This window comes from Bradyrhizobium glycinis, assembly GCF_016031655.1.
In the GTDB taxonomy this organism is placed as follows: domain Bacteria; phylum Pseudomonadota; class Alphaproteobacteria; order Rhizobiales; family Xanthobacteraceae; genus Bradyrhizobium; species Bradyrhizobium glycinis.
On sequence record NZ_JACCHQ010000001.1, the window covers coordinates 734,328 to 749,298 of the forward strand.

The following is a 14,971-nucleotide window of genomic DNA, read 5'->3' on the forward strand; positions in this document are numbered from 1 at the left end:
GGCGCGCGAGAGCCGGCCCTACCTCAATCCTCCGCTGTCACCGCCCGGCCAAGTCGAGCGACGACAGCGTGCCAGCATAGTCAGTCGAGTTCGTTGATAGGACCGGCGAAGCGGTTCGACGCGGATCGTAATATAAGAGTTGACTTATATTAGTAGGAATCGATATTCCTGCTTTGACGAGACCATCAGGAGGAATCAATGCAGATCGATGTCGCCACGGTCTTGGGGCTTGTGACACGCTCGGTGAGGAGCTTCGAGAAAGACGGGAAACCGGCGAGCGTCGTGACCCTCACGCGGCTCTACGACACCAGCGTCGACGATCTCTGGGACGCCGTGACCAGCAGGGAGCGGATCCCGCGCTGGTTTGCGCCGGTCGAGGGAGAGCTCCGGCTCGGCGGACGCTACCAGGTCAAGGGCAATGCGGGCGGCACCATCACGTCCTGTACGCCGCCGACCCATTTCGCCGCGACCTGGGAATTCGGCGGCGCCACGAGCTGGATCGACGTCAGCCTGACAGCCGAGCGAAGCCAGGCGCGCCTGACGCTCGAGCACACCGCGATCATCGAGGATCATTGGAATCAGTTCGGTCCGGGTGCGGTGGGTATCGGCTGGGACCTCGCGCTTGCCGGACTGGAGCGATACCTTGCGACCGGGGCATCGGTCGATCATGAAACGGCGGAGGCCTGGATGGTCTCGCCAGAGGGCAAGGAATTCATGACGACGAGCGGCGAGTCCTGGCGTGCGGCGCATGTCGCAAGCGGGGTCGATCCAGCCACGGCGAAGAAGCGCTCGGACCGCACCATCGCGTTCTATCGCGGCGAGACGCCGCCCGACATCGTTCATCCCGGCACCGGAAGCTGATGCACCCCTTTGAGGTCCTCGCCGATCCCGTGCGCCGTCGCATCCTCGAGCTGCTCGGCCTCAAGGAGATGGCATCCGGGGAGGTCGTCGACGTCATCGGGGCCGAGTTCGGCATCACCCAGGCGGCGGTCTCGCAGCATCTCAAGGTGCTGCGCGAGAGCGGCTTTGCGAGCGTTCGGGCCGAGGCGCAAAGGCGCCTCTATTCGGTCGACGCCGCCGGGCTGCAGACGGTCGATGCCTGGGTCGGCCAGTTCAGGACTTTCTGGGAGCCGAAGCTGGACGCGCTCGCCACCGAGATCGCGCGCGGCAGGCGCGAGCGTCGCAAGGCGCCAATCGTAAAGCGGAGCGGCAAGAGGGCGTGAGTGCGTTTCCGTAGCCCGGATGGAGCGAAGCGAAATCCGGGACTCACACAGGCAGTTGTGCGAAGCCGCTGGTCCGTCCGGATTACGCTGCGCTCCATCCGGGCTACAGATGCTCAAATTGGTGGATTACGCTTCGCTAATCCACCCTACGAACTCCGTGCCATCTTCTCATACTTCTTCACCAGCCGCTCCCGCTTCAGCCGCGACAGCCGCTGGATCCAGAACATGCCGTCGAGCTGGTCGATCTCGTGTTGATGGCACACCGCGCGCAAGGCATCCGATTCCTCGGTGTGCATGCTGCCGTCCAGGTCCTGATAGCTGATCCGCACCCGCTCATGGCGCTGCACCTCGTCATTGACCCCCGGCATCGAGACGCTGCCTTCGCGATGCATGATCATCTCCGGCGAGGCCCATGCGATCTCCGGATTGACGTAGGTCCGCGCGCCGTCCTTCGCGTCGAGCTCCAGCACCACAACACGCAAGGGCACGCCGATATGCGGTGCGGTGATGCCGATCCCGGGCGCTGCGCGCATCGTGTCGAGCAGATCCTGCGCAAGCTCGCGCAAGAATTCGTCGAACGCGGTGACGGGGCGGGCCGGCAGCGCCAGCCGGCGGTCGGGATAGCGAATGATCGGGCGAATGGTCATGATGCGCCTCTTACTGCCCCGGATAAGGCGTGCCGTCCTTGTGCAGGAAGCGGCCGTCCGATGCCGGGCTCATCATGTCGATGTCGGAGCAGGTGATGAGGTCGGCTTGCGAGCGCGAGCCGATCTCGAGATAGACTGCCGTCACGCTCGACCTGTTGATCATGTGATGGCCGTTGCCGCTGGCCTTGGGGAAGGCGGCGCAGTCGCCCGCGCGCAGCACGGTTTCGCCGCCATCCTCGATCAGCGTCACTTCGCCTTCGAGGATGTAGACGAACTCGTCCTCGTGGGAATGCCAGTGCCGCTGGCTCGACCAGCCGCCCGGCGGCAGGCGCATCAGATTGACGCCGAAATCCGTCAGGCCTCCGGCATCGCCGAGCCGCTTGCGAACGCGCTCGGCGCAAGGCGCATTGAACGGCGCGGGATAGCCGGAGCCCTTGCGGGCGGGCACGGCGGCGACGTCGACCTTTGGCATGTGGAGCGTTCCATTCGAAATCCGAGCGTGAAAGCGCGCCGGATAGGCAGCCGGCGCCATGATCGGCGGGCGTCCATACAGCGGCGGTCAAGCTCGTGGGATGATGCCATTATGCCGGTGTTTTGCCCGACGGGTCAAACCCGTGGTGATGATGTCGGCAGTGGACGAGAGTAAGCGCCGAGTTGGCAGTTCCTGGCCTCTTAAGTCGTTGATCCTGCTGACGGCGGCTACTGTGCATGGGGTTGTTTTTCGAGTTTTGTTGCCGGGTCACGAAAGCGTGCGGCAAAAATGACGTCAGCCTGTCGGCCGGCCCAGTTCCCATTCGTCTTCCACGCGAGACAGACCTGACGGGAGACTGAAATGACTTCTTCCAACTATCGCTGGGTGATCGTCGCCGCCGGCGGCGCGCTTGGCTGCGTCGCGATCGGCGGCATGTTTTCGCTGCCGGTGTTCCTGCAGCCGATCACGAAGGACACCGGCTGGTCCGTGACCGGCATCTCCAGCGCGATGACGATCGGCTTCCTGGCGATGGCGTTCACCAGCATGGCTTGGGGCACGCTGTCGGACCGGTTCGGGCCGCTGCCGGTGGTGCTGACGGGATCGACCGTGCTGGCGCTCAGCCTGTTTGCGGCGAGCCACGCCACCTCGCTTCTCGTGTTCCAAATCGTGTTCGGCCTCCTGGTCGGCGCCGCCTGCGCGGCGATCTTCGCGCCGATGATGGCGACCGTCACCGGCTGGTTCGACACCAATCGCGGCCTTGCGGTGTCGCTGGTCTCCGCCGGCATGGGCATGGCGCCGATGACGATGTCGCCACTGGCGGCCTGGCTCGTCTCCGGCCACGACTGGCGTACCTCGATGCAGATCATCGCGCTCGTGGTCGGTGCCATCATGATCCCGGTCTCGTTCCTGGTGCGCCGTCCGCCGGCGCTCGCGCAAGGCCCGGCCGCGCCCGTCGCCGAAGCCGCCGGACCAAACGAGATGTCGATGGGCGAGGCGCTGCGCTCGCCGCAATTCCTGATCCTGCTCGCCACCAACTTCTTCTGCTGCGCGACGCATTCCGGCCCGATCATCCACACCGTCAGCTACGCCGTGAGCTGCGGCATCCCGCTGGTCGCGGCGGTGACGATCTACAGCATCGAGGGATTTGCCGGCCTCGGCGGGCGCATCGCCTTCGGCCTGATGGGCGATCGCTTCGGCGCCAAGCGCGTGCTGGTCTCGGGCCTGCTGCTGCAGGCATTCGGCGCGCTCGCCTACGTCTTCGCGCAACAGCTCACGACGTTCTATGCGGTCGGCGCCATCTTCGGCTTCATCTATGCCGGCACCATGCCGCTCTACGCCGTTCTGATCCGTGAGAACTTCCCGCTCAAGATGATGGGCACGGTGATCGGCGGCACGGCGATGGCCGGCAGCCTCGGCATGGCGACCGGCCCGCTCGCCGGCGGCCTGATCTACGATGCCTTCTCCAGCTATGCCTGGCTCTACATCGCCTCCTGGGCGATGGGCCTGGGGGCCTTCCTGATGGCGATGACGTTCCGCCCCTTCGCAAAGCCGCAGGGCGAGGTGGCGCCGGCGGCGGCGTGAATTCGAGATCGAGGCGCGGCTTCAGAGCTGCGCCTCGACCGCGGTCTTGTCGATCACCGACCAGACCTGCCGGATCTTGCCGTCGTGAAATTCGTAGAACACGTTTTCGCAGAAGGACACGCGCTTCCCATTGACCGCGAGACCGAGGAATGTCCCGACTGGTGCGCAGTCAAACTTCAATCGGGCGGCGATGCGGGGAGGATCGCAGATCAGCATCTGGATGTGGAACTGCAAATCGGGGATCTCCCGAACATCCTGTTCCAGCATCGCGCGATAACCCTCAAGCCCAAGGGGCCGCGCGTTGTGGGTGGCCTCCTCATGCACGAATTGTCCGAGCGCTGGCCAATCCCGCCGGTTCAGGCAGGCGATGTAGGCGCGGTAGATGTCGGCGAGGTCGTCTCTCGTCATATCGAAGCTCCCAAGGCCTCGACTAACACGGCTTCGACTAACACGGCTTCGACCTAACGCGCGAGGATCGCGAACCGGTCCAGCATCAGAGCCGCTTTTCGAAGAAGAGGTCCGGATACGGATCGTCGTTGAAGCGCGGGATCTCGCGCCAGCCCGTGCCGCGATAGAGCTGACCGGCTTCGGGCAGCGCGCTGTTGGTGTCGAGCCGCAGCAGTGTGATGCCGAGCTCGCGCGCGGCGCTCTCGGCCGCATCCATCAGGCGGCGGCCGAGCCGCAGCCCGCGCGCGGCGGGAGCGACCCACAGCCGCTTGATCTCGGCGTAGCCGTGATCGGTGCCCTTCAGGCCGACGCAGCCGATCGGCAGGGTGTCCGATATCGCAACGAGGAATGTGCCGCGCGGGCGGCGCATGTCCCTGGCGTCGGGGTCGCGTGACAGCGAGACGTCAAAGCCTTGGCTGAAGCGGCGGCCGAGCTCGGCATAGTACTCGCCGAGGCAGTAGCGCGCTTGCTCGCAGCGCGGATCCATCTCCTCCAGGATGACGCGCTCGCGCGCCAGCGCGGAGGCGATCAGGTCCATCGCCGCCAGCAACGCCTCGCGTTGCGAATGTTGCGCGAGAAGACCTTCGGCCTGCGCGTTGGACAGCGCCTCGTAGGCTGTGAACTCGCGCCGGCCTGCCCGTGTGAGCTTTGCCATGCGCCGCCGCGCATCGTCCTCGCGTGCGGCGGTCTCGATCAACCCCTCGTCCTCGAGGCTGCGGAGCAGCCGGCTCATCAGCCCGGAATCGAGACCGAGATAGTCCCGGATTTCGGCGACGTCCGAACGCCCGTGCCCGATCGCATTGAGCACGCGCGCGGCACCGAGCGGCCGGCCGCGCCCGAGAAACGAGGTATCGAGTGCTCCGACGGCAGAGGTGACGGCGCGGTTGAAGCGGCGAACGCGCGAGACGGGATCGAGCATGATGTCTGACTTTAGTCAGATATCTGGGGCTGTCAATCGCGACTGGCCGATCTGCTCGGCGCACTGGCCGCGACCTTGCGTGGTGGAATGGCTTGACGCTGCCAGGGCGCTGCAGGATGTCGTGGCGCTCGAGAGTGACGAGGTCGATTCAATTGCGCCTCTCTTTGTGAGTTGTGCCTGCGCCGCGGAGCGTTACCATTCGGCTGCTGCCGTGGAATACGGGAGCCGGCTTACTGGGAGGCGACATTGGGCGGGATGGAACGCAAAAAGGGGTCCGACCTGTTCGTCGCGGCCCTGGAGAATGAAAGTGTCGACCGCATCTTCGGCATTCCCGGCGAAGAGAATCTCGACCTGATCGAATCGCTGCGCGCGTCCAGGATCGAGCTGGTCCTCACCCGCCACGAGCAGGCTGCCGCCTTCATGGCCGCAACGCATGGGCGGCTGACCGGCAAGCCCGGCGTTTGTCTGTCGACGCTCGGCCCCGGCGCGCTCAACCTGTCGACAGGCGCCGCCTATGCGCATCTCGGTGCCATGCCGATGATCCTGATCACCGGTCAAAAGCCGATCATGAGCAGCCGGCAAGCCCGCTTCCAGATCGTGGACGTGGTGGCGACCATGAAGCCGTTGACCAAGCTGTCACGGCAGATTGTCAGCGCCTCCAGCATTCCGACTGTGGTGCGCGACTCCTTTCGCGTCGCGATGGAGGAGCGGCCCGGGCCCGTGCATCTCGAGCTGCCCGAGGACGTTGCCGGCGACGAAGTGCCCGGCGTTCCCATGGTCCCCGTTCATCCGATCGAAATCCCGGTCGCTCATCGCGCCGCGCTCGACCGCGCCGCCGAGATGATCACGGCCGCAAGGCGTCCACTGGTGATGATGGGCGCGGCGACCAGCCGGCCACGGTCGACCCACGGCATCGCAAGCTTCGTGCGGCGGACCGGCATTCCGTTCTTCACGACGCAGATGGGCAAGGGCACCGTGCCCGGCGGCACCAATCTCTACATGGGCACTGCCGCCTTATCCGAGCGCGACTATGTGCACGATGCCATTGACGCTGCCGACCTGATCGTCGCAATCGGCCACGATCCGATCGAGAAACCGCCATTCATCATGGGCCCTTCGGGTCCGAAGGTCATTCACGTCAGCTACACGCCGGCTAGCGTCGAGCAGGTCTATTTTCCCGACGCCGAGGTCGTCGGGGACGTCGGCCCAAGCCTGGAGTTGCTGGCGGACCGGCTCGAAGGCAAGCTGCCGCAGGCGGCGGCGCTGCTGCCGCTGCGCAACGAGATCCTGAATCACATTGCCGACCGGGCGACCGAGGCGCGCTGGCCGCCGACGCCGCAGCGCATCGTGCACGATATCCGCCAGGTGATCCCGGAGAACGGCATCGTCGCGCTCGACAACGGCATGTACAAGATCTGGTTCGCGCGCAACTACCGCACCCGCGTCGCCAACACGCTGCTGCTCGACAACGCGCTGGCGACCATGGGCGCCGGCCTGCCGTCGGCGATGATGGCCGCGATGCTCTATCCCGACCGCCGTGTGCTTGCGGTTGCCGGCGACGGCGGCTTCATGATGAACAGCCAGGAGATGGAGACGGCGGTCCGCCTCAAGCTCAACCTGGTCGTGCTGGTGCTGGAGGACAACGCCTACGGCATGATCCGCTGGAAGCAAGCCGTCGATCACTTCGCCGATTACGGCATGACGTTCGGCAATCCGGATTTTGCGCTGTACGCCAAGGCCTATGGCGCCAAGGGTCATCGCATCGAAAGCATCGACAGCTTCGGCCCGACGCTCGATGCCGCCTTCAGGGAGGGCGGCGTACATCTGGTCTCGATCCCGGTCGATTATTCGGAGAACGTCCGGGTGCTCGTGGACGAGCTGCGGGCGCATGAGAAGGCGAAGGCGTGAAAGCGATAGTCTCGTGCCCCGGACGCCGCGCAGCGCCCCTTGGCGGTGCGCTGCAGAGCCGGGGCCCATCCATCAGCGAATGCTGCGGCTTCCTGGGTCCCGGCTCTGCGCAGCAACGCCGAAAGCGTTGCAGCGCGTCCGGGACACGCGAGGGGCGATCGCACTTGTGCCGCACTCGCTGATCGCAGACACTTTCAATCACTCAACCAACCACAGGAATATGAAATGACCCGCGTTCGTTGTGTCACCGAGATGGGCATGGGGGTCGACGTCCATGGCAGGGACGCCACCAAGGCGGCCAAGCGCGCTGTCTCCGATGCCATCAGGCATTCGAGCCTCGGCTTCTTCCGGATGATCGGCAAGACCGCGAACGACATGTTCGTGGACGTCACGATCGGCGTGCCCAATCCCGAGGCGGTGGACAAGGAAGCCGTCGCCAAGGAGCTGCCTTACGGCACCGTGACCGTCACCGCGGTCAAGGGCGGGTTGGAGATCCCCTCGGCCACGGAAGTGGCCAACGATCCCATCCTGATTGCCAATGCCGCCGTCATCGTCAGCTTCGACAAGGACTAAGGCTGATGTCCGCGAGCGATGAGGCACTGCTGGATCATCCGATCTGGAGCGCGCTGACGACGAGCCAGAAGCATCTGGCCGAGGGCGGCCCGCGGGCTCTGCGCTATCCCGTGGACATGACGCCGTTTGCCGATATGGCGGACATGTCCGCGGCAAGTTTTGCGGCGCTCGGCGACCTCATGTCGGGCTCGCAAGTCTCGGTGCTGTTCACGCCCGAGCCGGTCGAAATTCCCGCCGGCTTCAAGGTGCTGCTCGCCGAGCCCGGCGAGCAGATGATCGGCTCGCCCGCCGACGCCTCGCTGCCCGATGCCGAGATCGTCCGCCTCGGCGCAGCCGATGTTCCCGCCATGATGGCGCTGACCGAGCTGACCAAACCCGGGCCATTCGCGGCCCGGACGCACGAGCTCGGCACCTTCCTCGGCATCCGCGCTCGCGGCGAGCTCGTCGCCATGGCCGGCGAGCGGATGAAGCCGGGCAATTTCACTGAGATGACGGCGGTCTGCGTGCATCCCGATCATCGCGGTCGCGGCTACGCGCAGGCTTTGCTCGCCGCCATCGCGCGCCAGATCGAGGCGCGCGGGGAAATTCCGTTCCTGCACGTGTTCTCGAACAATACGTCTGCCATTGCGCTGTACCAGCGGCAAGGCATGCGGATTCGGCGTCGCCTGCAGGTCACCGTGCTGATGAAGCAGGGATGAGCTGCGCGGTGGGCTTCTTATCCTGAGAAATCGCGCTATATCGATTCCAACCACAACTGGGGGGAGCACATGGACGCCAGAACGCCTGATTTTTCCGCCGTACGGACGGCGATGCAACGCTACGTCGATCGGGAGATCATTCCCGGCATATCGTGGGCCGTGCTGCGCGGCCGCGAGGTGGTCGATCAGCAATGCGTCGGCTTTGCCGACCGCGAGGCGAACACCGCGCTGCGGCCCGACCATATCTTCCGCGCGTTTTCCAACACCAAGATCTTCGTCACCTGCGCGATCATGCTGCTGGTCGAGCAAGGCCGCATCGGCCTCGATGATCCCATCGAAAAATTTCTGTCGCAGCTTGGCAATCGCAAGGTGCTGAAGCAGGGCGCTTCGAGCCTTGCCGATGTCGAGCCGGCGAACAGCCCGATCACGATCCGCCAGCTCCTGACCCACACCTCGGGTCTCAGCTACGGCATCTTCGATCCCGGCACGGTGCTGTTCAAGGGTTACAACGAGGCAGGCGTGCTCAATCCGTTGACCCCGCTCTCCGACATGATCGGCAAGCTCGCCGATCTGCCGCTGTCCTATCACCCTGGGACGGCCTGGGAATATTCCGTGGCGACCGACGTGCTCGGCCGTGTGGTCGAGGTGGTCTCCGGCCAGCCGCTCGATGTCTTCCTGAAGGCGCGCATCTTCGATTCCCTCGGGATGACCGATACCGGCTTCCATGTCCCCGAAGCACAGCAGGGCAGGCTGGTCGCGCTCTACAACGGCGCCGACGTGCTCGACCCGATGAAGCCCGGCCTCACGCGGGCCGACCATCTGCCTTACCCGCAAGCCTATCGGCGGCCGCTGCCGCGGCTCTCGGGCGGCGGCGGTCTGGTCTCGACCCTGCCGGACATGCTCGCGCTGGTGCGTGCGCTGCTGCCTGGGTCGGATACGCTGCTGAAGCCGGAGACGCTGCGGCAGATGATGACGAACCAGCTGCCCGCAGGCCAGACCATTCGGTTCGCCAATCTCGGGCCGATCCCCGGCAAGGGCTTTGGCCTCGGCGGCGCCGTCACCTTCACGCCAACACCGTTTGATCCGCCGAACTCGACCGGCGAATTCCAATGGGGCGGACTTGCCGGCACCCATTGGTGGATCTGTCCGGAAGCCAATACCGCGGGCGTCCTGATGGCCCAGCGCTACATGGGCTTCTGGAATCCGTTCTTCTTCGAGTTCAAGCGCCTGGCCTATCAGGCGGTCCAGGGGTTGACGAAAGCGCCGGTCTAGAAACGAAACGAGCAGGACGCACCCGCCTCCGCTCGTCATTCGCGTCAGTCCTTCCAAGGATCGAACTCGCCTTCGCCGGCCATGGCGACGGCGAACGGCCGCAGCGTGTGCAGCACCCGCACGGTGCCGGCGTGCTGGGCCAGCACGTCCGGCAGGCGGCGATAGGCCATCGGGCTTTCGTCGAGGTCGGCGCCGATCAAGGCGACGCCGCGCTCGTTCAGCCAGCGATCCATCTCGTCGCGCGAGAAGCGTCGCTTGGCCTCACGTCGTCCGAACAGGCGGCCGGCGCCATGCACGGTCGAGTAGAGCGAAGCCCTGGCTTCCGGACTGTCGACGCCTTCGAGAATCACGGCATCGTCGCCCATCGAGCCGCCGACGAATCCCTTCTGGCCGGGAAACGCCGGCGTCGCGCCCTTGCGCACCACCCACAAATCCTTGCCGTCGTGGGTCTCACGCCAGGCGTAATTGTGGTGGTTGTGCACGGTCTCGGTCACGCTGCCGCCGATGATCTGGCGGACGCGCTCCACCACCCACTCGCGGCCCGCATAGGCATAGCGCCCGGCGAGCTGCATCGCCGCGATGTAGCGGCGGCCGAGCTCGCTGTCCTCGTCGACCACGGCGGGCGGGACGTTCATGCCGTCCTTGCCGCCGGCGGCCTTGAGGTACCGCGTCGCGGAGGTGTGTCCGAGGCCGCGGCTGCCGAAGTGGACGCCGATCCAGACAAAGCCTTCCTCGTCGCGCATGAGGTCGACATAGTGATTGCCCGATCCGACCGTGCCGAGCTGCTTCACGGCCTTCTGACGGTAGTCCTCCATGTCGCTTTCGCGCCAGGCGTCGCCGTCGTCGAACAGGTCGTGCTCGGCCCGTTCCGCGTTGGCACGGCCGACGCCGAACGAGATCACCTTGGCGACGTCGCGGATGATCGTGGGTGCGATCTCCGCGATGTCCTCGAAGCGCGTGTCGAGCCGAGCCGCCATGTTGCCGCAGCCGATGTCGAAGCCGACCCCGGAGATGCTGATCTGCTTCTCATAGGCGATGACCCCGCCGACCGGCTGCGCGTAGCCGAGATGGCCGTCGGCGCAGATCACGCCGGAGACGACATTGCCGATTGCCATGCAATTGCGCATCTGTGCAATCGTCGCATCCTCGTGCGGGCCGAACACCTTCAGCGGCGCATTCTGGAAACGGGCATCCTGCGTCCGGAACGCGGCAATCGAGCTCGCGGTCGCATTGGCCTCGCGGGCAAGATGCTCCTTGCGCGCTGCGTCCTTGTACAGGCACCAGGCCGGCTGGCCGCGTCCTTCGCCGACGCGCGAGTCGGGATCGATACCGGCGGCGAGGCAGAGCTCGCGGGCGCGTTCCATGTAGGGATCGGGTCGTCGCATGGTCGCAGGTCCTTGTCATTCCGCGCGCACCATAACGGGGCGGGCGGATCATTTCAGAGATTTCGCTGGCCCCGGGCGCATCTCGCGTCCGGGGCCGTTGTCGTTGCGCATCAGTTCAACGCCGTCTCGGACGCTGCGATCCACGCGACCACGGCCTCGGAGAAGCCGTTGACGCGGGTCCAGGCGCCGTGACCGACACCGTGCTGATACGAGGCCACGTTGACCAGGGTGCCGCGCGCCCTCGGCTCGGGCACCTGGTCGTGGCTCTGCTCGTCGGTGAAGACGATCAGGCGATCGCCCTTGCGGTCGATCTCCGTCACCGCCTTGCCGAGATAGGTTCCGCCATGCGGCTGCGAGTTGATGATCGCATCTCGAAGCGCGAAGCCGCGGCGGGGCGGAACCTTCACGACCTCATTGGAGAAGGTGAAGATCTCGACCTCGTCGCAGATCTCGCGGGCGAGGATGGCAAGGCCACACGCCGCCTCCGCACGGGTCATTTCCGACTGCGCGGAGAGAGGCATGAACATCGAACCGGACACGTCGATCAGGAGCCGGGTGCGGCCCGGAAGCCGGACATGGTCCTTGATCGACTTGAGCATCGCAGCCTCGAGCTCGGGCTCGAAGTCCGGCGCATAGCGCGCCGCCGTGATGAAGCGGTAGGGAAGGATGCGATCCGTCCGCATCGCCTCGATCGCGCCTGCGATGGTCTCGCGCGGGGCCTGCGCATTCTGCATCAGGCGCAGATTGCGCAGCAGCGCCAGGCCGCCGAGCTTTCGCTCGGCGATCAGCCGCTCGAAGGTCTCGCGCTTGTTCTTGCCGGCCGACAGCGAAACCTCCCAGGTGTCGGGGGAGGCGAGCTCGCCATCGACGAGCTGCTTCCACACCTTCGCCTGCTCGGCGTCTTTCGGCTTGGCGTGCACCAGGAACAAAACGTCCCTGATCCGCACCGCGCCGTCGCGGTCCCACTTGGCGAGCTGATAGGCGTCGAACTTGGTCAGCGCGCGGGCAAGGCCCTTCTTGACCTGCGCCGAGACCGGCTGACGCTTGCGCTGCTGCATCGGCCCCAGCGCATCCGCCCAGTAGATCGCAAGCAGCTCCGTCATCTCGTCGGGGCGCTGGATCACCTGAGCGAGCGTGTCCGCGACGAGAGCGCGGTGCTTCTCGTTCCGCGCCATCTCGCGGATGACGAGCAGCGGTGCGTGCCGCAGCTTCATCACCTCGCGGGCCTCGATCGCAAGCTGCGCGACGCGCGCAGGCGCGACCTTGGGCACGAGGGCCTTGATGCGGTCGGCGATCGCAACGCCGTCCTCATAGAACTGGTCCTCCCAGAGAAGGCAGTTCATCAGCGCGCGCTTCAGCTCCATCTCGGGCGTGAAGCGCACGGCGCGTGCGCCCTCCCGCGTGAAGGCGCGAGCGATCTTGTTGAGCCTGACCATGACGGCCTCCTCTTGGGTTGATGGGGAAATGAAAGGGTGCCGGGGAACAAGCGAGGCTGTTCGTGCTCTACCCACTGAGCTACGGACTTGCGTCCGGGAGGGTTCGAACCTCCGACGCCGAAGTAGCAGCACTCTTCACCACCGGCGGTGGCTAAGGGGACACGATCCGGGAACAGGCGATTGCTGTGACCCGACGAGCCGAAGCTCGCCGGAAAGCGCTCTATCCTCTGAGCTACCGGTGCATGGGACACCGGGCGGGATTCGAACCCGCGACCTCTCGCGTTGCAGGCGAAGTAACAGAAATCTTCACCACGGATCGTGATGGGGTTGGCGGGGAACGAGCGATGCTGTTGCTGCCCTTGCGGGCGACCGGCCCTTGCTCTTGCAGGAGTCGAACCTGCGCGGTCCGAAGTAACAGGCATCTTCACCACCGCCAGGCCGATGCTTTCGCATCGGCCTTTGATGGATACGCTGGGGAACGGGCGATGTCGGCGTCAGTGACGACAACACAGGATGTTTCCTTGCGGACAGATCCTGCGCCGGGCCGCGTGCGAACCTTTTCCGAGGCCGCATCCCGGTGCGTGTGTCAAAGGCGGGAGGCTATCCCCGCTTGGCCGTGGAGGAAGTATCCGGCATCTTCACCACCAGCGTCGGTTGAGCCGCGACCACTCGCGGCAAACCGAGCTACAAAAAATTCGATCGCGGCGCTGTCGACGCGCCGCACATTGCGAACCCACTGGGCTCGCTCTGCCATCGGTGTCCGGCTCATCGCCTCGTTCCCTCCGGCAGGCCCCGCGCACTTGGGCACGCGCCTTCTCAGCGCGAGCCCCGGGATCCGGGTCTCCCGTTCCGGCCATTGCCGGGTTGTTCGGTTGGGCCGCGCGGCGGGCAACAAAAAACCCTCCGGAGCGGCAGGCTCGGGAGGGTCCGTGAGAAGCGGATTGTCGATCTTGCGGTCAGGCAAGATCGCTCCCATGAGCCAGGCATGCGCAATCGAATAGCTTGGAGCTATTCGGCGTGCAGACAATTCTTTCGTAGCGGTACGACATCGCTCGGTTCATGGTGTCTGTCGCAAACGGAAGTGCTTGCGAGGGCGCGGGACATACGCCCGCAACTTGCGGATGTCAAGCGAGACGCGCGCGGAAACTGAAATTGACGGACGCATGACTTGCCAAAACTATCTGGGGCTCGACGGATTTCGCTTCGGCTGGGTCGCAGCGTGGATCGATGAGCGCGGCGATCACGGCTTCGATTATTCGCCTAGCCTGTCGCGTCTGCTCGCAATGCCGCACGCCCGCGCGATGATCGACATGCCGATCGGACTGAACGCGAGCGGCTATCGCGCCTGCGATCTGCGGGCGCGCGAACTGATCGGTCCAGCCGTGTTTCTCGGCGCCCGCCGCAACCTCTGGACATTCCAGGACATGGCGGCGGCCAATCGCCATTACTGGAAGCACGAAGGCAAGGGCAGGGGCGTGTCGGCGCAACTGTGGAATATCAGGGACAAGATGAGGGAGGTTGATGAGGTCATGACGCCGGCGCGGCAGGCGACGATCGGCGAAGCGCATCCGGAATTGATCTTCTGGGATCTGGCGGGGCGCGTGCGGCTCGAACCGAAGACCTCGCCGCGTGGCCGCGAGCAGCGTATCGCGCTTTTGAGAGGCCGCGGCTTCACTGAGGTCGAGAGATGGCTCACGCTGCGCCGCGGCACCGGGATTGGTCGCGACGATCTCATCGACGCCTGTGCCTGCGCCCTCGCAGCGCGCGACAGCACGCAATCCGTTGGTGACGGCAGGACCGATCCGCGCGGACTACGGATGGAGATCAACTTCTGAAGGCGATCAGCCCTGCCGCTCGCCCTTGCCTTCCAGGTGGCAGCGACTATCGCGGCTTGCAGTCGAGCGGACGTCTTCGTCGTCCAGTCTTGTTGCTCTCGCTTCGTACTCGTCGGCCATTGCCCGCAACCGCTGCGCGGCTTTGCTGTGCGTGAGATCGTTCGCCACGCGGCGACAGCGTTCAGCGTGGTCGAGCAGGGCGCGTTTCTCGATGTTCATCGATCGACAACGCGCGAGGGGGCCATTGGTCCCTGTGAGAGCCGCAGGAACAGGGATGTCTTCGCAGCGAAATCAGGAAAAAATAGCAATATTTGGTTGCCGCCGAGGAACGTGGCGCTTGAGCCGACGTTCTACGGCAGAGGCTGTCGAGGGACACAATACCATGTACGACGAGTGCCAATTGGCGACCGCGATGCTCGCGATTGCCTTTACGGCCCTGCTGTTGATCACGGGTCAACGGTTCATCGAGTCTCGGCTGCAGCACGAAGCAATGCCCCCGATCGTGGCGATGGCGACGCTGCCGCCTTAAGCACAGCCGGAAGTGACTTGCGCGGTGCGGCATCTTGCCTAGATTG

The 14,971-nt window shown here is 65.2% G+C and carries 16 protein-coding genes; 9 read left to right on the top strand and 7 right to left on the bottom strand.

What is annotated here, in order from left to right:
• Nucleotides 1–198 precede the first annotated feature (198 nt).
• Nucleotides 199–861 carry an SRPBCC family protein gene (locus tag HZZ16_RS03525; RefSeq protein ID WP_197947101.1) on the top strand — a complete coding sequence of 221 codons (663 nt, stop codon included), beginning with the start codon at nucleotides 199–201 and terminating at the stop codon, nucleotides 859–861.
• On the top strand, nucleotides 861–1,223 hold the full coding sequence (locus HZZ16_RS03530; RefSeq protein WP_197947102.1) for an ArsR/SmtB family transcription factor: 363 nt from the start codon (nucleotides 861–863) through the stop codon (nucleotides 1,221–1,223). The genes HZZ16_RS03525 and HZZ16_RS03530 overlap by 1 nt, the downstream gene beginning before the upstream one ends.
• A 146-nt stretch (nucleotides 1,224–1,369) precedes the next feature.
• Here the strand turns inward: HZZ16_RS03530 and HZZ16_RS03535 are convergent, their stop codons facing one another.
• Nucleotides 1,370–1,870 (bottom strand): peptide deformylase, encoded by a 501-nt coding sequence (locus tag HZZ16_RS03535; protein WP_197947103.1) that lies wholly within the window; start codon nucleotides 1,868–1,870, stop codon nucleotides 1,370–1,372.
• Nucleotides 1,871–1,880: 10 nt separating this feature from the next.
• Nucleotides 1,881–2,342, bottom strand: a complete 462-nt coding sequence (locus tag HZZ16_RS03540; protein ID WP_197947104.1) for a cupin domain-containing protein — start codon at nucleotides 2,340–2,342, stop codon at nucleotides 1,881–1,883.
• A 360-nt stretch (nucleotides 2,343–2,702) separates the two neighbouring features.
• Between HZZ16_RS03540 and HZZ16_RS03545 the strand changes: the two genes are divergently transcribed.
• On the top strand, nucleotides 2,703–3,923 hold the full coding sequence (locus HZZ16_RS03545; RefSeq protein ID WP_197947105.1) for an MFS transporter: 1,221 nt from the start codon (nucleotides 2,703–2,705) through the stop codon (nucleotides 3,921–3,923).
• A 21-nt stretch (nucleotides 3,924–3,944) separates the two neighbouring features.
• Here the strand turns inward: HZZ16_RS03545 and HZZ16_RS03550 are convergent, their stop codons facing one another.
• Nucleotides 3,945–4,331 carry an ester cyclase gene (locus HZZ16_RS03550; protein WP_197947106.1) on the bottom strand — a complete coding sequence of 129 codons (387 nt, stop codon included), beginning with the start codon at nucleotides 4,329–4,331 and terminating at the stop codon, nucleotides 3,945–3,947.
• A gap of 85 nt (nucleotides 4,332–4,416) precedes the next feature.
• Complete coding sequence (locus HZZ16_RS03555) at nucleotides 4,417–5,289, bottom strand: bifunctional helix-turn-helix transcriptional regulator/GNAT family N-acetyltransferase (protein ID WP_197947107.1); 873 nt, start codon at nucleotides 5,287–5,289, stop codon at nucleotides 4,417–4,419.
• Nucleotides 5,290–5,544: 255 nt separating this feature from the next.
• Here HZZ16_RS03555 and HZZ16_RS03560 point away from each other — a divergent pair, with 255 nt between their 5' ends.
• The 4 genes from HZZ16_RS03560 to HZZ16_RS03575 all read left to right on the top strand — a co-directional run bounded on the left by HZZ16_RS03560 (nucleotide 5,545) and on the right by HZZ16_RS03575 (nucleotide 9,740).
• A complete protein-coding gene (locus HZZ16_RS03560) occupies nucleotides 5,545–7,197 on the top strand; it encodes an acetolactate synthase large subunit (RefSeq protein ID WP_197947108.1) in 1,653 nt (550 codons plus the stop codon).
• Between the two features lie 225 nt (nucleotides 7,198–7,422).
• Nucleotides 7,423–7,770 (top strand): Lin0512 family protein, encoded by a 348-nt coding sequence (locus HZZ16_RS03565; protein WP_018646107.1) that lies wholly within the window; start codon nucleotides 7,423–7,425, stop codon nucleotides 7,768–7,770.
• Nucleotides 7,771–7,775: 5 nt separating this feature from the next.
• Nucleotides 7,776–8,468 carry a GNAT family N-acetyltransferase gene (locus tag HZZ16_RS03570; protein WP_197947109.1) on the top strand — a complete coding sequence of 231 codons (693 nt, stop codon included), beginning with the start codon at nucleotides 7,776–7,778 and terminating at the stop codon, nucleotides 8,466–8,468.
• Between the two features lie 69 nt (nucleotides 8,469–8,537).
• Nucleotides 8,538–9,740, top strand: coding sequence for a serine hydrolase domain-containing protein (locus HZZ16_RS03575; RefSeq protein ID WP_197947110.1), 1,203 nt, complete (start codon nucleotides 8,538–8,540; stop codon nucleotides 9,738–9,740).
• A 44-nt stretch (nucleotides 9,741–9,784) separates the two neighbouring features.
• On the opposite strand, the gene HZZ16_RS03580 is transcribed toward HZZ16_RS03575, so the two are convergent.
• Entirely contained in the window at nucleotides 9,785–11,125 is a 1,341-nt protein-coding gene (locus tag HZZ16_RS03580; RefSeq protein WP_197947111.1) for an RtcB family protein, read from the bottom strand.
• Nucleotides 11,126–11,235: 110 nt separating this feature from the next.
• On the bottom strand, nucleotides 11,236–12,561 hold the full coding sequence (locus tag HZZ16_RS03585; protein WP_197947112.1) for a TROVE domain-containing protein: 1,326 nt from the start codon (nucleotides 12,559–12,561) through the stop codon (nucleotides 11,236–11,238).
• Between the two features lie 1,163 nt (nucleotides 12,562–13,724).
• Between HZZ16_RS03585 and HZZ16_RS03590 the strand changes: the two genes are divergently transcribed.
• Nucleotides 13,725–14,396 carry a DUF429 domain-containing protein gene (locus HZZ16_RS03590; RefSeq protein WP_197947113.1) on the top strand — a complete coding sequence of 224 codons (672 nt, stop codon included), beginning with the start codon at nucleotides 13,725–13,727 and terminating at the stop codon, nucleotides 14,394–14,396.
• A gap of 6 nt (nucleotides 14,397–14,402) precedes the next feature.
• On the opposite strand, the gene HZZ16_RS03595 is transcribed toward HZZ16_RS03590, so the two are convergent.
• Nucleotides 14,403–14,615, bottom strand: a complete 213-nt coding sequence (locus tag HZZ16_RS03595; protein ID WP_197947114.1) for a hypothetical protein — start codon at nucleotides 14,613–14,615, stop codon at nucleotides 14,403–14,405.
• Nucleotides 14,616–14,778: 163 nt separating this feature from the next.
• Here HZZ16_RS03595 and HZZ16_RS03600 point away from each other — a divergent pair, with 163 nt between their 5' ends.
• A complete protein-coding gene (locus tag HZZ16_RS03600) occupies nucleotides 14,779–14,925 on the top strand; it encodes a hypothetical protein (RefSeq protein WP_197947115.1) in 147 nt (48 codons plus the stop codon).
• Nucleotides 14,926–14,971 lie beyond the last annotated feature (46 nt).

Excerpts from the sequence above, each read along its gene's own strand:
- HZZ16_RS03525 (WP_197947101.1), top strand. The coding sequence starts at position 199 with ATGCAGATCGATGTCGCCACGGTCTTGGGGCTTGTGACACGCTCGGTG.
- HZZ16_RS03530 (WP_197947102.1), top strand. The coding sequence starts at position 861 with ATGCACCCCTTTGAGGTCCTCGCCGATCCCGTGCGCCGTCGCATCCTC.
- HZZ16_RS03535 (WP_197947103.1), bottom strand. The coding sequence starts at position 1,870 with ATGACCATTCGCCCGATCATTCGCTATCCCGACCGCCGGCTGGCGCTG.
- HZZ16_RS03540 (WP_197947104.1), bottom strand. The coding sequence starts at position 2,342 with ATGCCAAAGGTCGACGTCGCCGCCGTGCCCGCCCGCAAGGGCTCCGGC.
- HZZ16_RS03545 (WP_197947105.1), top strand. The coding sequence starts at position 2,703 with ATGACTTCTTCCAACTATCGCTGGGTGATCGTCGCCGCCGGCGGCGCG.
- HZZ16_RS03550 (WP_197947106.1), bottom strand. The coding sequence starts at position 4,331 with ATGACGAGAGACGACCTCGCCGACATCTACCGCGCCTACATCGCCTGC.
- HZZ16_RS03555 (WP_197947107.1), bottom strand. The coding sequence starts at position 5,289 with ATGCTCGATCCCGTCTCGCGCGTTCGCCGCTTCAACCGCGCCGTCACC.
- HZZ16_RS03560 (WP_197947108.1), top strand. The coding sequence starts at position 5,545 with ATGGAACGCAAAAAGGGGTCCGACCTGTTCGTCGCGGCCCTGGAGAAT.
- HZZ16_RS03565 (WP_018646107.1), top strand. The coding sequence starts at position 7,423 with ATGACCCGCGTTCGTTGTGTCACCGAGATGGGCATGGGGGTCGACGTC.
- HZZ16_RS03570 (WP_197947109.1), top strand. The coding sequence starts at position 7,776 with ATGTCCGCGAGCGATGAGGCACTGCTGGATCATCCGATCTGGAGCGCG.
- HZZ16_RS03575 (WP_197947110.1), top strand. The coding sequence starts at position 8,538 with ATGGACGCCAGAACGCCTGATTTTTCCGCCGTACGGACGGCGATGCAA.
- HZZ16_RS03580 (WP_197947111.1), bottom strand. The coding sequence starts at position 11,125 with ATGCGACGACCCGATCCCTACATGGAACGCGCCCGCGAGCTCTGCCTC.
- HZZ16_RS03585 (WP_197947112.1), bottom strand. The coding sequence starts at position 12,561 with ATGGTCAGGCTCAACAAGATCGCTCGCGCCTTCACGCGGGAGGGCGCA.
- HZZ16_RS03590 (WP_197947113.1), top strand. The coding sequence starts at position 13,725 with ATGACTTGCCAAAACTATCTGGGGCTCGACGGATTTCGCTTCGGCTGG.
- HZZ16_RS03595 (WP_197947114.1), bottom strand. The coding sequence starts at position 14,615 with ATGAACATCGAGAAACGCGCCCTGCTCGACCACGCTGAACGCTGTCGC.
- HZZ16_RS03600 (WP_197947115.1), top strand. The coding sequence starts at position 14,779 with ATGTACGACGAGTGCCAATTGGCGACCGCGATGCTCGCGATTGCCTTT.